The 2,223-nt window shown below is 49.8% G+C and carries 2 protein-coding genes; one reads left to right on the top strand and one right to left on the bottom strand.

What is annotated here, in order from left to right; all coding sequences use genetic code 11:
• On the top strand, positions 1 to 1,464 hold a 1,464-nt coding region (locus tag ACM6IV_RS08830; RefSeq protein ID WP_414869630.1), incomplete at its 5' end, for a YncE family protein.
• A 579-nt stretch (positions 1,465 to 2,043) separates the two neighbouring features.
• Here the strand turns inward: ACM6IV_RS08830 and ACM6IV_RS08825 are convergent.
• On the bottom strand, positions 2,044 to 2,223 hold a 180-nt coding region (locus tag ACM6IV_RS08825; RefSeq protein WP_414869629.1), incomplete at its 5' end, for a hypothetical protein.

The following is a 2,223-nucleotide window of genomic DNA, read 5'->3' as shown; positions in this document are numbered from 1 at the left end:
TATGTGCAACCAACACTCGACAATGTGCTGGATGAAAAAAACATTGAAGTGCCTGAAGGACAACCGACAGTTAGCACCCAGTTGAGACTCAAAGGCACGGCGAGCAAAGGAGCAGAAGTCGAGATCTACGACGGCATAGACACGGGTGCAGTGTCGAAAGGAACGGCCAAAGCCGACACGGAGACAGGCGAGTGGGAAAAAACGATAGATGTGGAAGTGGGTTCGCGCCGGTTGTATGCGAAAGCACTGTATCCGGTGGAGCCGGTGTATTCCAATGTACGCACCCTAATAGTAGTTGCGCCGGAGACGCTAAAATTCACAAATGCTCCCTACACAGTCGCTCCCGCGGGACGCGTGACAGCGATTGAATTGCAACTACGCACAGAGGTCTCGGATCAACCAGTCGAAGGTATTATTACGATCACCCTTCCTCCGGGATTTAGCTATGCGGACGGGGGAAGTGAAACGCGGGAATTTTCCACGGGAATCGACGGCCTATTGAGGATCAATGGTATAAAGGCCAACACTTCGAGCGGAACAAGCTCGTTTATCGCCAAAAGATACAACAAGGAGGAAACAGCAGAAATCACTGTAACCAAACTTGCTGACGCCAATCCAATTCAGCTTGGCAAAAATTCTTGGGGGCTAGCACTTAGTGCGGACGGCTTACTTCTATATATCGCCTCCCCGGCCACCAACACCATAACAGCCATTGACACAGCTACCCACTTGGTCGTCGATACTATACAGGGTATAAAAACACCCTATGATATCCAATTGACCTCTGATGGCGAGCGCGCTTATATCAGCAATTACCAACACAACACCGTCACATTGGTGTACTTGAAATCCAACTCTCCGCCTAAAATTATTCCTGTTGAGCAAGAAGCTGTAGGCCTGACTTTAAATCTCGACGAAAGTAAACTTTATGTATGCAACAGAATCAGCAACAGCATCAGCGTCATCGATACCGAAACATTTGCGCTGTCTCGAATAGCCGTTGGTCAACTGCCGAGACAGGCGCGCATGAGTCCGGACGGCAAGTCTATATACGTCTGCAACATGCATAACAATTTTATATCAGCAATAAATATTGATACAAACGAAACGGTATCAATAGCAACTCCTGATGGCACCTATGATATTTCATTTAGCCTTGTCGATAGCTACGCCTACGCTATTTCAACCCGCTCGACCTTCGAAATTGATACCAACACACATATGGTAAACCGCCGATTTGATAACGTAGTTGGCTGGGGCATTTCAACCAATTCTTCTGGAACTAAATTATTTACTTGCGACCCTGAAAAAAACTCAGTCACTACCGTCCTGCTACCTACGGGTGCGATTGAAAACCCGATTAGGGTTGGAGCCAACCCTCGACAGTTAATATCAGGATCTGATAGTACACGGGTTTATGTGAGCAGCTTCGCGGGTTCTGATGTATTCGTACTGGAAGTCTGAAATTCAGAATTCACGAAATTTGGAGATCAACTAAGACAGTGACGATGTAGGGCCGCTGCGTATTAAACGGGGCCAGACCACGGTTTCCGAGCTTTAGACTAAAAGGTCGCAGCCTTCGGCAACTCAGATAACTGTGTAGAAGTTGCCGAAGGTTGCGATTTTTTTTGGGGCCAACTGGCGGAAGGCAGCCGGAGTCGAACCTGCCCGGGAACGGATGCCGTCCCCAACCGGGGTTGCCATTTGGGGACGGATTTACTTAACCAGTGATTTAAACAGCGGGGGTTGATCCAGGTTTTTGTGCTGACAGAGATGGCCCTTTCGCGAGCAAGCCCGCTCCCACATGGAAACGTATTCCAAATGTGGGAGCGAGCTTGCTCGCGAAGGGGCCAGTGCAGTCAGCGCAAATCGCCTTTTAAACTCAGGCGTTTAAAAGACACCTTCAGACACGCCTTCAAGGCTACAAATCCTTGCGCCATTGCCTACAGCTACGCCAGAATCCGCCGGCTTGTGCGCCTTGGGGGCGGGTTCTATTGTGGTGCGGTCGCTGACGAATCAGCGATCGGGTTTAGCGACTCGAATTCAAGTCAAAGGTGCATCAGCGTTCCAGACTTCATTGCGGATCTGTATTTTCGCGATTTCGTCATGGTGGCTGTATGCGGGAGACCTTCGGGTCTGCCGGGTGCCTTTGACCGGTTCGCTAACCTGCGTACAGCCGCCACCCCTCCTGTTTAGCGACAGGTTGTAGCGGCTCCACTTCAA

It is taken from the genome of Pseudomonas sp. IT-347P, assembly GCF_949768005.1.
Taxonomy (GTDB): domain Bacteria; phylum Pseudomonadota; class Gammaproteobacteria; order Pseudomonadales; family Pseudomonadaceae; genus Aquipseudomonas.
This window is presented reverse-complemented; position numbering and strand designations above follow the sequence as displayed.